Genomic DNA, 17,068 nt, shown 5'->3' on the forward strand with positions numbered 1-17,068 from the left:
GCCACCGAGTGGCCGTTTTTGCTATCTAGAGCGCACGGATAGAATCAAGCAAGCCAACCGACGGCTCCCAGCCGAACATCTTTTTCGCAAGAGCACTTTCGACGACAACTGACGCAAGAGCTCCTGGTGTAGATTCTTGCACAACTAAGGAGACTTTTGTATCAGTGACTTCTTCAACTGCCGCAATGACCTGCTTGAGCGTCGTCGCTTTCCCAGAGCCGACATTGAAAGTACCAGACGGGGCACCAGGGAGTAACTGCATGAGCCTCAGCACATCACGAATATCCACGAAATCTCTGGCCATTGAACCATCACTCGTCGGGTGATGAATGCCAGAAAGCGTAATTGGCTTACCCTTGCGAGCAGCATCAAGCGCGATATCAAGGAAAGTATTCACGCCAGAAGCAGAGGGGGCTGGCCCTACAAGATTTGCCAGTCGAAGTATTTGAAAATCCGAAATCCACTTCTTCTCAGCATACTCTTGTATGAAACGTTCGCCGAGCAGCTTAGTGAGCGCATACGTTGATGCTGGACCAACAGGACTTGATTCATTGAGTTGTGCAACAGGAGTACATGAAGCATAGACCGCCCATGTCGAAGCGAAAACAATATGCTGCACGCCTGCGGCTTTCATCGCCGATAGGACAGCACGTGTTCCGTCGATATTCACCGAGCAATACTCCAATGGTATCCGCTCACTCTCGCCAACATTCTTCAGGGATGCAAAATGAAAAACAGAGTCAACGCTGTTTTCAGTCATTATCTCTGCCAAGCGGCTTTCGTCCCGAATATCAGCGGTAGCATAAACAGCACCACTAGGAAGCCAGGCTGGAATCACCTTACGGCGCCCAAGCGCGATAACCCTGTCTCCTCGGGCGCAGCAAGCAACGGTGGCCGCAGAGCCGAGTGTGCCATCTGCGCCAGTAATGAGAATAACGCGTGTTTTGGTCATATTCATATGATACTCCTAAGTATCTCAAATGAATATACTCCACAAACACAAGCGTTGCAAACGATAATTCTATCTGCTATAGTTCGAATACTTATGATTACGGGAGAGCACATTTTCATTACTGGTGGAGCTGGATTTCTTGGGAAAAATCTCGTCCGACGCTACTACAAGGATAATGAAATTACCATCTACAGTAGAGATGAGGCAAAGCATTATTTCCTGAAGAAGGAGTTCCCAAAAATCCACTGTGTCATTGGCGACGTGAGAGATTTTGAACGTCTCAATAATGCGGCCAGGGGGTGCACGATAGGAATTTTCACCGCATCACTTAAGCAGGTGGAAGCAGTGGACGAGAATCCCGAAGTTGCAATTGAGACGATTATTCAAGGAGGAATCAACTCTCGAAAGGTTGCAATCGCAAACAACTTCAAAGCAGCAACATTCATCTCGACAGACAAGAGTCGTGCAGCAACGACCCTCTACGGAGCGATGAAATTCGTTGGTGGAGAACTTTTCATTCTCAATGCTGAAAGAGAAAAGCCACTACTCTCGGCGGTCATCTATGGCAACGTATTTAATTCTACAGGCTCCATCATCCCACTCATCTGGGATGCTATCGCAAAAAATTACGAGCTTGCGCTCTACGGAGAAGAAATGACACGTTTCATGATCGAGATTGAGGCTGCAATCGATTGTGTTGAAGTCGCACTCAAGGATACAGGCGCAAGTATTGTCCCCGCCCTCCACTCTATGCGCATAAAAGACCTCTTTGAGATCTATGCTGAGCGCTTTGGCCTTCGCTACCACGTCGGAGTACCACGTATCTCAGAAAAGCTCCACGAACAAATGATTGCGCATGCAGAAGCACCGCGAACAAGCTTCAATCCAAGTACAAATATGTACAGGATTCACTACAAGGAGATATCCGGAACCGTGACACTTCCCATTGAGGGATACAGCTCAGAGCACCACCTCCTCACAAAGCAGGAACTGGATGCCTTGCTCAAAAAACACGACTATTACAAAGGGAGTCCGTTCATGTAACGTTTCTAATAAAAAACGAACATACCTGTTCGTTTTTTTATTTAGTGGAAATAAAAACGCCCACACCATGTGGGCGTTAACTGAACAAGATCTGAACCTAGAGGTTCGCGAGACTTTCAGTGATGTAATCCCGAATAGAGCGCTCAGCTTTCCATCCGAACTCACCACGTGCACGCGCCACCTCTACTGATGCACCCATACGGTTACCAGGACGTGGAGGGAGCATCTCGATCGGGCGATTGAACATCTGCGCGATTTCGAGCACAGTAAAGGCCTCATCGGAACCGAGGCCATAATCATCCCCCTCTCCCTGCTCACCGACACACACGAGTCCACGCACGATGTCTGCAACGTGTGTAAAATTTCTCTGCTGCGTGCCTGGGGCGACTACGGGAAGAGGCTTCCCTTCACGCGCAAATGTAAGATACTTCGCGATCAATGTCGCATATTGCCCTTCAGCAATCTCTCGTGGGCCATAAGCGTTGTAAAAATACGTGATCGCATATCTCAGCCCGTACCAAGAGTGATAATTACGCACCAGTTCAGTGTTCGCTGCCTTTGTCCAAGCATACGGACTCTGATCACGACCGAGACCACCATCGCCAAACTTTGTACTGCTCCCCGCATAGACGATTTTTGCGCCATGCTTCCTGCAGAATTCCAGAACAGCGAAGGTACCTCTTACGTTATAGTGATGGACTAATTGTATATCAGCAAAACTTTGTTCCACGCGCGAATACTCACCAAGATGGAACACCAACTCGGGCTTTTCGTCGATGAGTGTGGCGATATGCTCGGTGTCCCCGCGGACGTAACGGGCGCCAGAAAAATGATTTGCCTGCGTGCCCGTGAAGTAATTGTCCAAAACGGTCACCTCATGCCCACGCGCAAGCATTGCCTCGACAAGATGTGAGCCGATAAAACCGGCGCCACCAGTAATGAGTACTTTCATGTGTTCTCCTTATAAAGATTATCTACCCCAATAACTACCGCATATAGAGAAAAGTTGCAAGACACTTAGCAAAATGCGAACAGACACATACCTCAAGAACCCTCAGGGAATTGGACCCCATAGACCTCACCAAGCAGATCGAGGTCCTTCTTACTCTCTCTAAGGTACTGACAATTGCGAGCTTCCATTGCACGCAGTATTGCTAAGGTTTTATCGTCATTTGGCAACGACCGCTCAAACATTTCCCGTAGTGCCGCAAAATCTTTAATAAAGCAATGACCACCTGCACCCCTACCCTGCGCTGCACCTGGATGACCACTCGTATCCATGATACGCAAATGTGACGGACCAATGCGTGGATCAGTACCGATTCCTTTCATAATATTTTCCCAACCAACACCATTCGCCGCAGCAAGATCAGCAATGAGATTTGCATAAAGCACTTTTGTAAAAAGAAAACAATTCGCAGCATACTTTATGAGCTCGGCTTCCTTTGCTGCACAGATCAGTGTAAAAGGAGAAGCAGGAAGTATCGAGAGTACCTGCTCAGCTTTTTGTCGATACTCGACAGTATCTTTTGGAATGCCAATGATATTCCTCGTTGGATGAGCAGCATCGTATGCAGCTGTCTTCTCAGCGAGAAATTCTGGTGAATGCATAATAAAGAGATCTGGGTATTCTTTCTGTATAGACTCTGTAGCACCCACCGCCAACGTCGACTTGATCACAACGATCGTTCCTGGGGCGACGAGTCCAACTGCATTGCGCACAATAGAGTCATCGAATCCATCCGGCGTTGTAGGCGTCGGGACTGCAATGAATATAATCTTACAATTTTTCAACTTAGCCTTATTCTGCACATACGGTTCCTCAAGCGCATAACGTACTACTGCTATTCCTCGATTTTCAAAATCATTTGAATAATTTTTTCCAATGAACCCTTGTCCTATAAAACCAACGAACTCAGCTCTTGAATCAACGATTTCAGTTGTCATATATGTATCATAACATGATACTTCATTCTAAAGTCACGCATGAAACACAGCGCCGGAGCGATGTTTTTCAACCTATTCTTGTAACCACTCGATCTCGCCTCTTCCTTTTTCCCTTAACCAAATATTTGCCTTGCTAAAATGTTTGGAGCCGAAGAAGCCACGATAGGAGGAAAGTGGTGAAGGGTGCGGGGCGGTCAAAATGAGATGCTTTATTGGGTCAATGTACTGCGCGTACTGCCCGGCGGGCTTTCCCCAGAGCATAAAGACAGCGGGGTTATTTTGGGCTGAAAGCTTTCTGATGATTGTTAGGGTGAAGTCCTCCCAACCCTTCTTGGCATGGGAATTCGCTTTATCTTTCACAACTGATAGCACCGTATTGAGTAGCAGCACGCCTTGCCCTGCCCAGGGGGTCAAATCGCCCGTTTGTGGCGTTTTTAGGCTCAAATCGGAGCTTACCTCGGAAAGGATATTACGAAGCGAGGGAGGCTGTTTTACGCCCTTTTGGACCGAAAACGCAAGCCCATGAGCCTCACCCTCCCCATGGTATGGATCCTGCCCAAGAATAACTACTTTCACAGACTTTGGTGGACAGAGATTAAGTGCGGTAAACAACTGTTCGCGCGGAGGGTAAACTTCACCCTTCCTATATTCCCCATCCAAAAAATCACTCAAATCCATTTCGGTCTTCTTGAGTACTTCCTCTCCAAGAAATTCCTTCCACTCCTGACTGAGATAACTAAACATCCCTTCATCCTAACAGATAATAAAAGTGCAACAAGTTCGCATTTTGTATTTCATACCTCGCGTGTCTAGAAATGTAAAAACCGCAGATTTGAGATGTAATTGTGCTGGCTGGAGCAGTGCCGACCGTCGGAGCCGTAGGTGTTCTACGGTGACGAGGCGGCACTGGGAAGCCAGTGCAAGTACGCTCAAATATGCGGTTTTAAGTTATGTCTTCCAAGTTGGAGTCCAACTCTATAAACGTATATTTCTCTGCTTCCGCATCTACTTCCCTATTCGGATTAAATCCTTTCGAGAGTGCAATAATGAGTCCCGCAGCGCCGACAAAGAATGCGGCGAGGACCCAATATCCCCACACAGGAAAACGAAAGCCTTTTGTTACACTCGACATACTCCAGTCACCGAGTGAGGTTGCTGTCGTTGTCGCTGCCTTCCCCAAGACAGGTGGTTGCAGCGCAGAGCGTGCAAGCGCAAGCTGTGCTGAAGGATAACTATCAACAACAAGCTCCGCTTCGTCATCACTTCCTACAGCAGACATCAGTCTTCCATCAGCACGGAAGAGTGCGAGCGTCTGCTGCACATACATACCAGTGATGGCATTTGGAAATGTTGCCGCAACCTTCCCAAAGAGTTGTGTCTGCGGAGGAAAAGCAAATGACACATTTCCATCACGAAGTGTCCAGCCGGAGATATCTATATCAACAGGAGAAATAATGGACACGTATCCATCAATCCCGGGAAGTGCGGTCACAATATGCACATCTTGTGCAATCACTTGCGCTCGCGCGCGTACTTGTGTGCTCAGTCCCTTATATGCCGCAGTGACGATCACAGGATAGGTCCCTGGAAAACGATACGTATGTGTCACCGCAGTGCCTGTCGCAACCGCGCCGTCACCAAAGTTCCAAGTCACTACCGCATCAGGAAGCATTTCATCATGGAGACCACTTACACTTGCACGTAAAGCGGTTGGGATGTCTTTGTATATGCGCTCGTTTGAATGCACGACAATACGATAACTTTCACGAGTGACGGTAGTTTTATTTGTAGCAGAGGCACTGCCCGAAGAAGTACCTGAAACAGTGATGTCCTGCACATTATCTGGAGTATTCGTTGCACTCGATTCAATGACTGGAGTCGTATTATCACCACTTGTATTGTCCGAAACAGAAGAAGGAGTTGGTGCACCAGGTGTCCCCGCTGCGGTCACCCAGCCTGAGGTGCTGCGCTGCGCAGTTTCCTTCGAAGAGACACTGCCTCCAATATTTTTCCAACTTACTCCCCCGATTACCTCATCCACGACTGCACCACTCGCATCGAGCAGATTGAGGGTCATGCCATCATTACTGAGGCCTGTCGAAAAAGAGGCAATAAGATCAGCAGGAATTTCTGGGATGACATTATCATTCGAACGTTCGATGAGATAGTAGCCGTCAGCCGCAATGGAACCAGTGAGCGCAATAGAAATTTTTGCAGGCACGGAAACAATCTTCCAACCTGAAAGAGTAACATCAGAATTACCAGTATTGTGTAATTCAATCCATTCATTTGAAGAACCTGCAGAGGTTCCCATCCATGCGATCTCATTTATTTCGACAGCTGCAAAACAAACGCTTGGCAGCAAAAAGAGAACGCTCATCGCCAACATTCGATGTAACATACACAAATTATAGCATGCGTGTAATTCATAGAAAATAGCAAACGGTCAAGAAAATCAATAATACTTTATTTTTTTGCAGTAGACCATAATATATTTTAAGTGGCAAGAATATTGCAAATAAAAAACCACGATTGCTCGTGGTTGTCTTGCTAACCCTCTATCTCTACGATAGGAGGAATTTTCACTTTTATGGGACGAAATTCGCACTTCGGCGATCCTCCTCCCGCGCACTCCTTATCAACGATTACCTTCTTCAAGCGCGAGTTCTGCAACTTGAGATCGGGAACCGTAAATAAAACACTTTGCAGCCTCGCCTCGAGTGCTCCGCGGAGCCCGCGTGCCCCCATCTTCTTCGAGACCGCTTCTTCAACAACACTTGCAAGCACTTCTTCAGTGATTTCGAGTTCAACCCCAGCAATACGGAAAAGTTTTTTGTACTGCTTCACGAGTGAACTCTGTGGCTCGATGAGTACACGTTCGAGGTCTTGTCTTGAAAGCGCATCGAGTGTTTCAATAACCGGAAAACGGCCACAGAACTCCTCAATGAAACCGTATTTGACAAGGTCCTCAGGAAGTACCTTCTTGCACGATTCCTGCTCTTCTGTTTTCTTCACAGACGAACTCATGAAGCCGATCTCTTTTGACGATTTTGGCGCACGCTTGATTTTATTAAGACCAGGAAATGCACCACTTCCGATGAAAAGAATATTTCTCGTATCCATGACACGCTCGAGCTTCGCGCCACTCGGGAGTGGCACTTCAAACGGAACATCCGCTCCTTCGATGATCTTGAGGAATGTCTGCTGCGCACCGATGCCGCCGACATCAGCGCCGCTGGTTGTTTCCTTGGCGACGATCTTATCGATCTCGTCAACACAAATGATTCCTCGGCCTGCAAGTGCGAGGTCACCCTCGGCCTGATAGAACAGCTGCCGGAGCGCATCGTTGGAATTCGCCCCAACATATCCTGATGCGGTCACCATGGATGCATCGATGGTTGCAAACGGGACTTCGAGGTACCGCGCGATTGCCTGCACGAGCAGCGTCTTTCCGCAGCCCGTCGGACCAATGAGGAGGACGTTCGATTTCTCGATGTTCACCTCCGCTCCTTGAGCCTTTGGATGCTTCAGGTCTTCGCTCTTGGCACGAATGCGCATGTAATGCTGCCAGACGGCGATTGAAAGTGCCCTCTTGGCACGCTCTTGTCCAATCACAATCTTGTCGAGCATGGCTTGAATGCGACCCGGAGTCATCTTCACGCTTTTGGCGCGAATCTGATTCGCATCTTCCTGAACCGCTTCGTCATCGAACCACTCAGCAAGACCATAGACGCAGTCCGCGCAAATGAGCGCGAAGCCCGTTGATTGTGCAACCTTCTTCTCTGGGTCGTACAATCCGACGAGTGTCAGCGCATCAAGAATGTACTGCTTCGCTTCTCCCTGAAAATTCTCTGCGATACAGGGTCCGCGCATCATTGCCTCTGAATCACTGCCACAGAAATAACAGCGGCCGAATTGCGGTGGCACCATATCGACAGGTTCGATCTCGGGTAGGCCATCGTGCATGTTGTCCTCCAAAAAGTACGCTCTATGCTAAAACTACAAGGTTATTGGAGAGCGTCAAGAAAATATGCAGTACACATCACTATTTCAATGGTTAAAAAAACAATAGTCTTGCGACTATTGTTTTATTCATTATCTCCGAGCACCGATCTGAGCTGATCGAGCGGAACCTCTTTCGGCTGCTGCTTCTCCTCAACTGGAGTAGCAACAAGCTGCACTGGTGGCTCTACTCCATCACCCTCGAGAGCAGGTGCCGCTGCGGTTTTTTCCTGAAGTTTCTTTAGTGCTTCAGCAAGTGCATCAAGCTTCTCTGGGGTGGGACTCTTGTTATCAACACGGGGCGCCACATTGCGCGCCTCTGACTTTGCAAGTTCACGTTTGAGATTCTCCGTACGCGTGCGATCGACAGGACGTTCTGTACGCATGGAGTCCTTACGCTCTTCTTTCTTGCCATCATCACGGCGAGTATCCTCTCGTCGAGACTCCTCCCTACGGGGCTCGCGACTAGGAACTGACGGCGGTGCAACATGTTGCTGCGTATGTGTCTTTGGACTTACTGGCACCACTACATATTGCGGCCCAAAGGCATGAGGTGACGGGAGCGGAGCTTGTGCAGGAGGATACGGATACTGCATCTGCTGCGAAGGATATTGCGGATACTGCGGCGCGTAATGCTGCGGATAATATGATTGTTGCGGCGGCGCAGGATACGGATACTGCGGCATTGGCTGCGGAGGATAATAGTGTCCCGGCATAGCAGGTGGCAATGCGTAAGGATATCCCGGATGCTGAGGCTGCGCATAAGGAGCAGGATGATATTGCTGTGGCGGTGCGTACTGCTGCGGAGGCTGCTGCTGGTATTGCGGCGGCATCTGTTGCTGCGGCGCGGCATACTGCTGCTCCTGCTGTGGTTGTTGAGACGGGCGCTGCTGATCATATGAACCAAAGTTGTCTCGTGATCCCGCAGGAGCTGCATTCACGCGTGCAAGTGCATCACGCAATGCAGGGCCTCCCGGCATTGGTCGCTCACTCTGACGCGGTGCATACTGTGGTCGATCCTGTCCACCTCGATCATCACTACGCGGAACATAAGAAGGACGATCACCACGGTCGCGATCATTATCACGAGGAGGATATGACGGGCGGGGACCTTGTCCACCACCATCACGTGACCCCGAAGAAGATCCTTCATAACGTGGTCGATCAGGACGTGCACCCGGAGAATATTTCTGCGTCTTTGGCGCATCACTAGTACTCCCCCCTTCTTTTACTGGCCTGAACCACACATTGATGTCGGCATCAACCTGTTCGCGTGGTCTTCCAAACTGCTTTCGGGAAGCATCGATGACTTCTGCAAGATAGGTATGCTCGGGCATTGGCGGACGGTCTTCAGTGCGTGCGGAAAACGGAGCGGAACTTGCTCCACGGATCATGAGCTTAAGGTAGATCTGCGCAAAACCAAGGCTCACGAAATCATCAACAACGAATACTGGCGCAAATTCTTTCTCCAAAACTTCGGCATCCGTAGAACCCACACGGAAGGTGATCATTGTACCAACGTTTCCAAACACCGCGGAGCGCACTTCGTCCGTCATCTGATCAATATATTGATGTGCGATTGTGAGACAAAGTTTATACTTACGTGCCTCAGAGAGAATATCCGCAAACGACTCATTCGCAAAGGATTGAAACTCATCGACATAAAGATAGAATGGTGGGAGTTCCTTGAGCTCTCCTGGCGTTACTTCGGCGCGGCTCATTGCAGCCAAATACATCTTCGTGATGAGCATAGCACCAAGGAGCGCAGCATTTCCTTCACCAATGCGGCCCTTACTCAAGTTCACAATGAAGATCTTTCGATTATCCATCATCCAACGAATATCGAATGTGGACTTCTCTTGTCCAACAATGTTACGAATGAGTGGATTTGCAGAAAATTGTCCAACCTTGTTTTGGATAGCAGATGCAGCTTCTGTTGCGAACTTCTCGGTATACTTCGCAAACTCATCTACCCAGAATGAACGCACAGAGGCATCTTTCACGTTATTCACCACCATTTCACGAAAATCCTTGTCAGCGAACATACGATTCACACCAAGGAGTGTCGAGCCGGGAGTTTCAAGTAGTGCAAGGAGTGCATTCGAGAGCAAGTATTCCATACGAGCACTCCATGCATCCACCCACACCTTCTTGAAAGCACCCATGAGCCCTGACGCAATGAGTGGTCGCTTCTCTGGTCCCATATCCTCAAGCACATTCATCGCAAGTGGATACTCCACATCAAATGGTGCAAAGTAGACGACATCATTCACACGTTCCTTTGGAACATACTGCAAAAGCGCCTCAGCGGTGCCTCCGTGAGGATCGATAAAACAAACTCCTTCCCCATTCTGAATATCTTGAATTGCGAGGTTTTCGAGCAAGGTAGATTTACCCATACCCGTCTTACCGATGATGTACATGTGACGCGCACGATCCTCAGCACGAATGCCGAATTTCACGCGTTGTCCACGGAAGTCAGTTTCAGCGAAATAGGTAATCTTTTCTTTGTCGTATTTCCAGCTCATAGTGGCGTTATACATGCATTATAGCACAATTGCATTATGGAAATAACAAAAAACCCGACCGAGAGGTCGTGTTTTTCTATCACTATTGTGCAGCGGAAATCGGATTTGCGGGCTGGATATATGCAGCATCAGTATAACGATTCGATGGATCCCAAGCCATGTAGCTTTTTACACCCACTTTCACACTGCTATTTATTTCTGCACGCACATCAGCCGCAGTATAAATCTTTCCATAATTGAAATCCTGAATCCAAGTTCTATACTTTTCGGGACCAAAGCCCTTCGCCTTTGCACGTTCTACTGCCTTACCCATAACGAATTCCGTCAGTGGTCCGGGCACAGTATTTGGATCTTTCCAGTTATTGAAACCCTTTGGATAATGTGATGGATAGACCATAGGCGCAACAAAATCAAAGTGTGGGAGTATATCTTCGAGATATTGCCCAATACCAAGATCGTCACTTGCAGTCGTCACCATACCAAAGATATCCACAGAAGTTGGGATCTTTCGAGAACGCATCTCCTCACCGATATAAGTGAAGAATGTCTTCATGACCATTTGCTTCGTTGTTGAACTATTGTGTGCAAAGGACATGTTTGCAAGATTTCCATCAGTTGGGAAGCGTACGTAGTCGAAGTTTACTTCATCGAATCCCGCATCATATGCGGCGACAGAGACATCACGAATGTATTTCCAGAAATCTTTTGAACTTGGATCAACAAATGCGAGTCCTTTATTATCCTTCCATATTCCCCCGTTATCTTTGCGCTTCACTGCCTCATTAGGATGATGATCAGCATAGTAAGGATCCTGCATCACTGCAACACGAGCAATGCGATAAATACCCTTTGCTCCAAGCTCAGCAAGGAACTCATGCATATCCTTCACAAGACAAGACTTGCCTCCAGTAGGAAAATTTGGATTCCCTAAGTCAACGGAGATGTACCCCGTATAGTCCTTCACATCGATAACCAGTGCATTGAGGCTTGAATCTTCGAGCAGCTTTAACATAGGTGCACGCAAACCCGCACCACTTGCGATACAACTTGTCATATACGCTGCACGCACTACATCTGGCGTTTTTTGGTGCACAACTATCGGGCGAGTCTTCGGCGAAGTAGTGCCTGAACTTGTGATACTTTGCGCAGAAATAGGAGCAACACCATCGGTTTTTACATCGATTGGCGTGACTGAGTTTTGTGTTGTCGATGCAGTCGACGATGCGTTCATTGCGGCATTGCGCGCCTCTTCTGCTGCAATCTCTTTTGCGACCGCTGTGCGGTCATACGTTACTGTTGCGCCGCCACCAAACGCCATAGAGATCATCAAAAGTGCTGCCAGGATAAGTACTCCCAGCACAAAGTGCTTCATTGTAGAGGTTTCAGGTTGCATGAGGAATATTACGAGTGAGTCTCTGCACGCGAGTCCTCAAATGAATTTGTATTTGGCTGAAAGGGTACATCTGCGGGCTGTACCTGTGCTTCTTCGCTTAACGTGACACGGGCTACATTCTTTCGTACGCGACGCGGTGTCGTCGGATGCGCATATGGGAGTGTACTCGTTGCTGCAGGAATCTCATATTGCGGAGTTGCGGGCTGTGCCATGCGTGCGCGCTTGCGGACAGGCGTTTCGATTGGTGATGGAATCACATACTCAGACTGTCGCTCTGCGACAATGACGGGAGTGAAAGCTTCTTCCTTCGGATGCGCAACGGGAAGCTCCTGCATCGATGGAACAAAAGGTGAAGGTTTTGCATCGGGGAGAGCATTAGTTTTTTCCTGCGGAAGCATCTTTGGGCGCTTCGAAAAAAGCAATACTGCGGCCATAAAAAGTCCGAGCACTGTAGTTACGTAGGTATCGATGGAATGGGAAAATCCAAACCAAGGAAAAGCAGCGATAACGAGTGCGATGCCGATGAGAAGTTTGCGTGCCATACTCGTATTATAGAGTATGTTCTTGTTTTCTTCTAATGTGGATAGCGCACGTCCATAGGATAAATGAGTTCCGTCAATGACCAATTTTCATGTAACAAAAATGTTCTCCGTGGGGAGAACATTTTTACTACATTTGATTGATTGCGACCACGAATTCACCTCGGACTTTGTCCGGATGGGCAGCGTAATAGGCACGCACTTCCGCTGCGGTACCAATCTGTACTTCCTCAAACATTTTTGTGAGTTCTCGGCAGGCCGCAACTTTCCGATCTGCGGGAAGATACTTCTCGAGCGACTCAAGTGTCTTTTCGATACGGTGCGGAGATTCGTAAAATACTATCGTGCGCTCTGTTTCTGCTATTTCTTTAAAGAGTGTCTCTCTCCCCTTCTTGTGCGGGAGAAAACCGAGAAAAAGAAACTGTGCTGAAGAGAATCCTGTCGAGACAAGCGCGGTGAGGAGTGCGGAAGCACCCGGAATTGCAATCACCTGCACGTCGGGCAGATGCTCACGTACAAGCTGGACAAGGAGTACCCCAGGATCTGAAAGCGTCGGAGTGCCCGCATCAGATACAAGTGCGAGATCTTGACCGTCACGGAGAAGCTCAAGGATATCATCATGTTTCCCTGAACTACTCTGTGCGTGGTAGCTCATCGTCGGTACATGGATATCATATTTCGCGAGCAGATTCCTCGTCACGCGCGTGTCCTCACAAAGGATCTTATTGACCGATTTGAGGACATTTAGCGCCCGCAGCGTGATATCTTCGAGGTTGCCAATTGGAGTAGAGACTATATATAGTGTCGCCATAGAGGCATGTTAGCACAATATCCCAATAATCAAAAACAAATATTGTGTGCTAAAAAACTCATATTTGTACACATTGTGCGCATGCCAAGACTCGAACTTTCTCGTCTTTACCCGTGAACGACTCAGCGCAGCTGAATCGTGAGTTGATAGCCGCACGGTGGCGCGACCTTGTCGGGCAAGCCAGCCCCGGTGCCCGAAGGGCCTGGCTTTTCAGTGATGCGCAAATAAAAAAGCCTTAAATAGATTCATTGATTTACAAGGTGCGCATGCCAAGACTCGAACTTGGGACCTCGTTTTACTGGATAGGGCTAGTGCGCAGCAATAGCCCGAGTTGATTGCCGCGCGGTGGCGCGACCTTGACCAGCAAGCGAGCCTGGTGTAAAGAAAAATCCCTATCAAATATTTATGTTCAAGGTGCGCATGCCAAGACTCGAACTTGGGACCTCGTCATTATCAGTGACGCGCTCTAACCACCTGAGCTACACGCGCACTTTGAACACAAATATTTAATTGGGATCGATTTTTCTTTACCTCGCTTTTCAGTGACGCGCTCTAACCACCTGAGCTACACGCGCACTTTGTAAACCAATGAATATATTTAAGACCTAAATCACTCGCTTTCGCGTAGAGGCAATATACCAAAAATTCAGTGGAAACGCAATAGGTAAAGGCGCAATTCAGGATTACCCTTGACGCACTAATCTGGTCTGTTATGGTTAAAACAGAACTTCACCACAAGGAGTCCATATGGACAACCCCTCACTGCTCCTTTCAGGACTTCGCCTCAACAAAGCCCTCCAAGTTTGTGCTCCCGAAGAGCACAAAGCACTACACCGAGCGATTGAAAAATTACTCGAAAGTGCAGGCCTCGAGCGCCCTCCCGGGAAAGAGTATGTCGTCACACTGACTGAAATACTCACCACGAGAGAAATCACTGGGTCAGTTCGTGGAATGGTGACACTCGACCTTGCGCTCGACGGATTCTTCGATGCGCTCTTCAAGTTTACCCAGAACCGCTCGGACATCAGCGCGCTTTGCTGCGCTATCGGCCTCTACCGCTCGCGGATCAATCCGCGATCCTAATCAAAAGCCCCATACGTGGGGCTTTTTCTCTATCACGAACGAATGATGAGTTCCGGGAATTGTGCTTGTACGAGCGCTGCAGTGCGCTTGCGATTTTCTTCTGCACCAAACTCACTACTCTTACCTTGCACCGCCCACTGCATATCTTTATCAACATAGGGATCGATCTTTTCAAAATAGCCTCCACCAATACAAGTCACCTTCTCACCCAATTCACCCCCAAGGATATTTACAATATCAGAGTGCAATTCTGCCCTCCTGCGCGGAAGCGTAGCAAACAACTCTTCTCCTGTTGCTGTGCGTACAATAACATACTTCCCATCCACAGGCCCCTCATCCTCTTCTGCAAAATGATAAAAACTAAGCTCGGGCACTACCTCCTTCACTTCGTGCTTCACGTCCTCCTCTGCATTAAGCATCTGCCCTTCAGACACCTCTTCATTTCCTATTCTTTCCATCCTGTAATTGTAGCATATACGGTTATTGTGCATACAAATTCTCGCTAGCCAAAGTACACACTTTGCTTGACATTTAATACAACTATGTCATAATTTCCATAGACCACATTTCAACAAGGAGACACCATGTCCACCAGTGATTCGCCCGCTCTCGTCAACACAAGGGATTTCCTCGCCAAGCAAGTTCGTGCACTGCTCATCTGCCTCGCCGTGCTCACAGCAATCCTCCTCCTCGGTCGACCCGACGGAAGGCATCTTTTCCTGCTGGCGCTCTGGGGATTCACCATGTTTTTTACCTTTAGCGCGACGGCCGGCTTCATCGCAAATCTCATCTCCATCACAGTCCTACTGACTGGCGGAGAAGTGCATCGTAAGACGATACATGCGTTCACTGCGATTCTGTCTGTCTTCATCGCAATCACTGCGAGCGTGCTGTTCACTACCCTCCTCGGGAAACCAGCTAACCCCACAATCGCCTTCTTCATGATCATCTTCGCGGAGCTCGCTGCACACATCAGTGCATTTCAGGACTAGCTCCCCCTCCCCAAAAACGCCCACCCGGGCGTTTTTTCTTTTACACTCTCTTCGACATTATGACCTAATCGCCCGTATCATACTTTTCGAGATACGTATTTAGTTGTCTGTTAACCATGATGAAGGTTGCGCGCTTTGGGAGCTCCTTGAGGAAGCTTGCGCCAAGATAGGTTGCAGTGCTACGCAACGCACCAAGGAGATCCTGAACGAAAATATGCAGATCTCCCTTGTGGGGAAGCAGTACATAGCGCCCCTCGCTCGCACGATGCGCATCTTTTTTCCCATAATGTTCGATCATTGCCTTATTTGAAGAGGAGCCGAAATACTCCTTATAGAGCTTTCCATTCTTCTCGACTGTTTCTCCCCCACTCTGTTCAAATCCTGAAAAGAGTGAGCCGCACATATTGAAATCAGCACCACCACAAAATGCTTTTGCGATGTCGGAGATATATTGCTGTCCGCCATCGGCAATGATTCTCCCCACTCCTTGTGCATTTCGAATACCGTGCGCTGCATCCGCGCATTCAATGACCGCAGAGAGTTGCGGATAACCGACACCGGTCATGCGCCTAGTAGTACATGCGGCACCTGAGCCAATACCTACCTTAACGATATCCGCACCCGAGAGAATGATCTCTTCAGCCATTTCGTTGGTCACGATATTCCCTGCGACGATGATATGTTCAGGAAACATTGCACGCACTGACTTGATCGCATCGATGAAACGCTGCAAATATCCATTGGGCACGTCGAGACAAATGAATGAAAAATTCTTCATGAGACCAGCGGCATCCATATCGCGGAGTTTCTGCATGTCTTCGTCTCGTATACCTAGGCTGTACGCAACATAATCAGGGTTATTGAATTGAGCAAAGAATTCCTTGAAATCATCCACCGTATAATACTTATGGAACGTTGTAATGATCTTATATTCTGAGAGCACCCTCGCCATCTCAAATGTCCCCGAAGAAGCCATGTTTGCGGTCATGATCGGCATACCAGTCCACTCCTTTGGCGAATGATAGAACGTAAACGTTCGCTCCAGTACAACGTCCTTTCGTGATTCGAGTGTACTTCGCTTTGGCTTGAGGAGTACATCTGCGTAATCCAACTTCATGTCATTATCTATGCGCATATATCGCCATTATAGCAGTTGCGGCAAAAGAAAACATGTAAAAACCTACCGCAATCATGAAATACAACATGTAAAGCCCCCATTCATCGAGTATTTAAATATTTGAAAATTTCAAAAATTTAATAAAAACCATCCAGTTCTTCCCTACTTTGAATCTAGGCGTATGCAAGTACTTGATCAATTCTTGATGTCTACCCGTGAACGACTCAGCGCATGAAATTCTCTATCGGAAAAAGCCAATGCGCAGCAGTGGCTTGAGTTGATAGACGCGCGGTGGCGCGACTCCTACCGGTATCAGCGCCTGGTGCCGAGTTCTCGAGGCCGCTGATATTGCCTCATTTTACTTCAAATAGCGAGACGTTCCCAAAGGGAACGCCCCGAGCGTTGAGAATTCCCATAACCAATATTTAAACATTTGAAAATTTAAATATTTAACAAAAAGAAAAACACCCTTCCGGGTATTTCTTTACATTGACTACTGAGTGTTACGCAAGTTCTTAATCAATTCTTGATTCACTATCAAGATAAGGTTGGAGAATATAAAATTCTCTATTGCCTCATTTTACCCCCTCGCTAACGTATTTGCGAGGAAATCCGACGTGCGACACCAGCACGTTAGGTCATGACTTAAATGGAATTTCA

At 48.0% G+C, this 17,068-nt stretch carries 15 protein-coding genes and 1 tRNA gene; 3 read left to right on the forward strand and 13 right to left on the reverse strand.

Annotated elements, in window-relative coordinates:
* Positions 1–25 precede the first annotated feature (25 nt).
* Positions 26–952: an NAD-dependent epimerase/dehydratase family protein gene (locus VJ579_04765; GenBank protein ID HXK38351.1), complete on the reverse strand. Its 927-nt coding sequence runs from the start codon at positions 950–952 to the stop codon at positions 26–28.
* Between the two features lie 93 nt (positions 953–1,045).
* Between VJ579_04765 and VJ579_04770 the strand changes: the two genes are divergently transcribed.
* The gene (locus VJ579_04770; protein HXK38352.1) at positions 1,046–1,996 is read left to right on the forward strand and encodes a polysaccharide biosynthesis protein; all 951 of its coding nucleotides are present in this window, start codon (positions 1,046–1,048) and stop codon (positions 1,994–1,996) included.
* A 97-nt stretch (positions 1,997–2,093) separates the two neighbouring features.
* On the opposite strand, the gene VJ579_04775 is transcribed toward VJ579_04770, so the two are convergent.
* The 10 genes from VJ579_04775 to VJ579_04820 all read right to left on the reverse strand — a co-directional run bounded on the left by VJ579_04775 (position 2,094) and on the right by VJ579_04820 (position 13,705).
* Positions 2,094–2,948 (reverse strand): NAD-dependent epimerase/dehydratase family protein, encoded by an 855-nt coding sequence (locus VJ579_04775; GenBank protein ID HXK38353.1) that lies wholly within the window; start codon positions 2,946–2,948, stop codon positions 2,094–2,096.
* A gap of 92 nt (positions 2,949–3,040) precedes the next feature.
* Complete coding sequence (locus VJ579_04780; GenBank protein ID HXK38354.1) at positions 3,041–3,943, reverse strand: hypothetical protein; 903 nt, start codon at positions 3,941–3,943, stop codon at positions 3,041–3,043.
* 72 nt (positions 3,944–4,015) lie between these two features.
* Positions 4,016–4,687: a uracil-DNA glycosylase gene (locus VJ579_04785; GenBank protein HXK38355.1), complete on the reverse strand. Its 672-nt coding sequence runs from the start codon at positions 4,685–4,687 to the stop codon at positions 4,016–4,018.
* A gap of 199 nt (positions 4,688–4,886) precedes the next feature.
* Complete coding sequence (locus tag VJ579_04790; protein HXK38356.1) at positions 4,887–6,344, reverse strand: lamin tail domain-containing protein; 1,458 nt, start codon at positions 6,342–6,344, stop codon at positions 4,887–4,889.
* Between the two features lie 149 nt (positions 6,345–6,493).
* A complete protein-coding gene (gene clpX, locus VJ579_04795) occupies positions 6,494–7,909 on the reverse strand; it encodes an ATP-dependent Clp protease ATP-binding subunit ClpX (protein ID HXK38357.1) in 1,416 nt (471 codons plus the stop codon).
* 122 nt (positions 7,910–8,031) lie between these two features.
* Complete coding sequence (locus VJ579_04800) at positions 8,032–10,473, reverse strand: type IV secretion system DNA-binding domain-containing protein (protein ID HXK38358.1); 2,442 nt, start codon at positions 10,471–10,473, stop codon at positions 8,032–8,034.
* Between the two features lie 82 nt (positions 10,474–10,555).
* Complete coding sequence (locus tag VJ579_04805; protein HXK38359.1) at positions 10,556–11,866, reverse strand: putative glycoside hydrolase; 1,311 nt, start codon at positions 11,864–11,866, stop codon at positions 10,556–10,558.
* Positions 11,867–11,874: 8 nt separating this feature from the next.
* A complete protein-coding gene (locus tag VJ579_04810) occupies positions 11,875–12,408 on the reverse strand; it encodes a hypothetical protein (GenBank protein HXK38360.1) in 534 nt (177 codons plus the stop codon).
* Between the two features lie 127 nt (positions 12,409–12,535).
* Entirely contained in the window at positions 12,536–13,216 is a 681-nt protein-coding gene (rsmI, locus tag VJ579_04815; GenBank protein HXK38361.1) for a 16S rRNA (cytidine(1402)-2'-O)-methyltransferase, read from the reverse strand.
* A 415-nt stretch (positions 13,217–13,631) separates the two neighbouring features.
* Positions 13,632–13,705: transfer RNA gene (locus tag VJ579_04820), tRNA-Ile, on the reverse strand.
* Between the two features lie 258 nt (positions 13,706–13,963).
* Between VJ579_04820 and VJ579_04825 the strand changes: the two genes are divergently transcribed.
* Positions 13,964–14,299 (forward strand): hypothetical protein, encoded by a 336-nt coding sequence (locus tag VJ579_04825; protein HXK38362.1) that lies wholly within the window; start codon positions 13,964–13,966, stop codon positions 14,297–14,299.
* A gap of 32 nt (positions 14,300–14,331) precedes the next feature.
* Here the strand turns inward: VJ579_04825 and VJ579_04830 are convergent, their stop codons facing one another.
* On the reverse strand, positions 14,332–14,757 hold the full coding sequence (locus VJ579_04830; GenBank protein HXK38363.1) for a hypothetical protein: 426 nt from the start codon (positions 14,755–14,757) through the stop codon (positions 14,332–14,334).
* A gap of 126 nt (positions 14,758–14,883) precedes the next feature.
* Here VJ579_04830 and VJ579_04835 point away from each other — a divergent pair, with 126 nt between their 5' ends.
* Positions 14,884–15,291, forward strand: coding sequence for a hypothetical protein (locus tag VJ579_04835; GenBank protein ID HXK38364.1), 408 nt, complete (start codon positions 14,884–14,886; stop codon positions 15,289–15,291).
* Between the two features lie 64 nt (positions 15,292–15,355).
* On the opposite strand, the gene VJ579_04840 is transcribed toward VJ579_04835, so the two are convergent.
* Complete coding sequence (locus VJ579_04840; protein ID HXK38365.1) at positions 15,356–16,426, reverse strand: GMP reductase; 1,071 nt, start codon at positions 16,424–16,426, stop codon at positions 15,356–15,358.
* Positions 16,427–17,068 lie beyond the last annotated feature (642 nt).

Source organism: Candidatus Paceibacterota bacterium (genome assembly GCA_035583355.1).
In the GTDB taxonomy this organism is placed as follows: domain Bacteria; phylum Patescibacteriota; class Minisyncoccia; order Phycocordibacterales; family UBA6899; genus JAJZQJ01.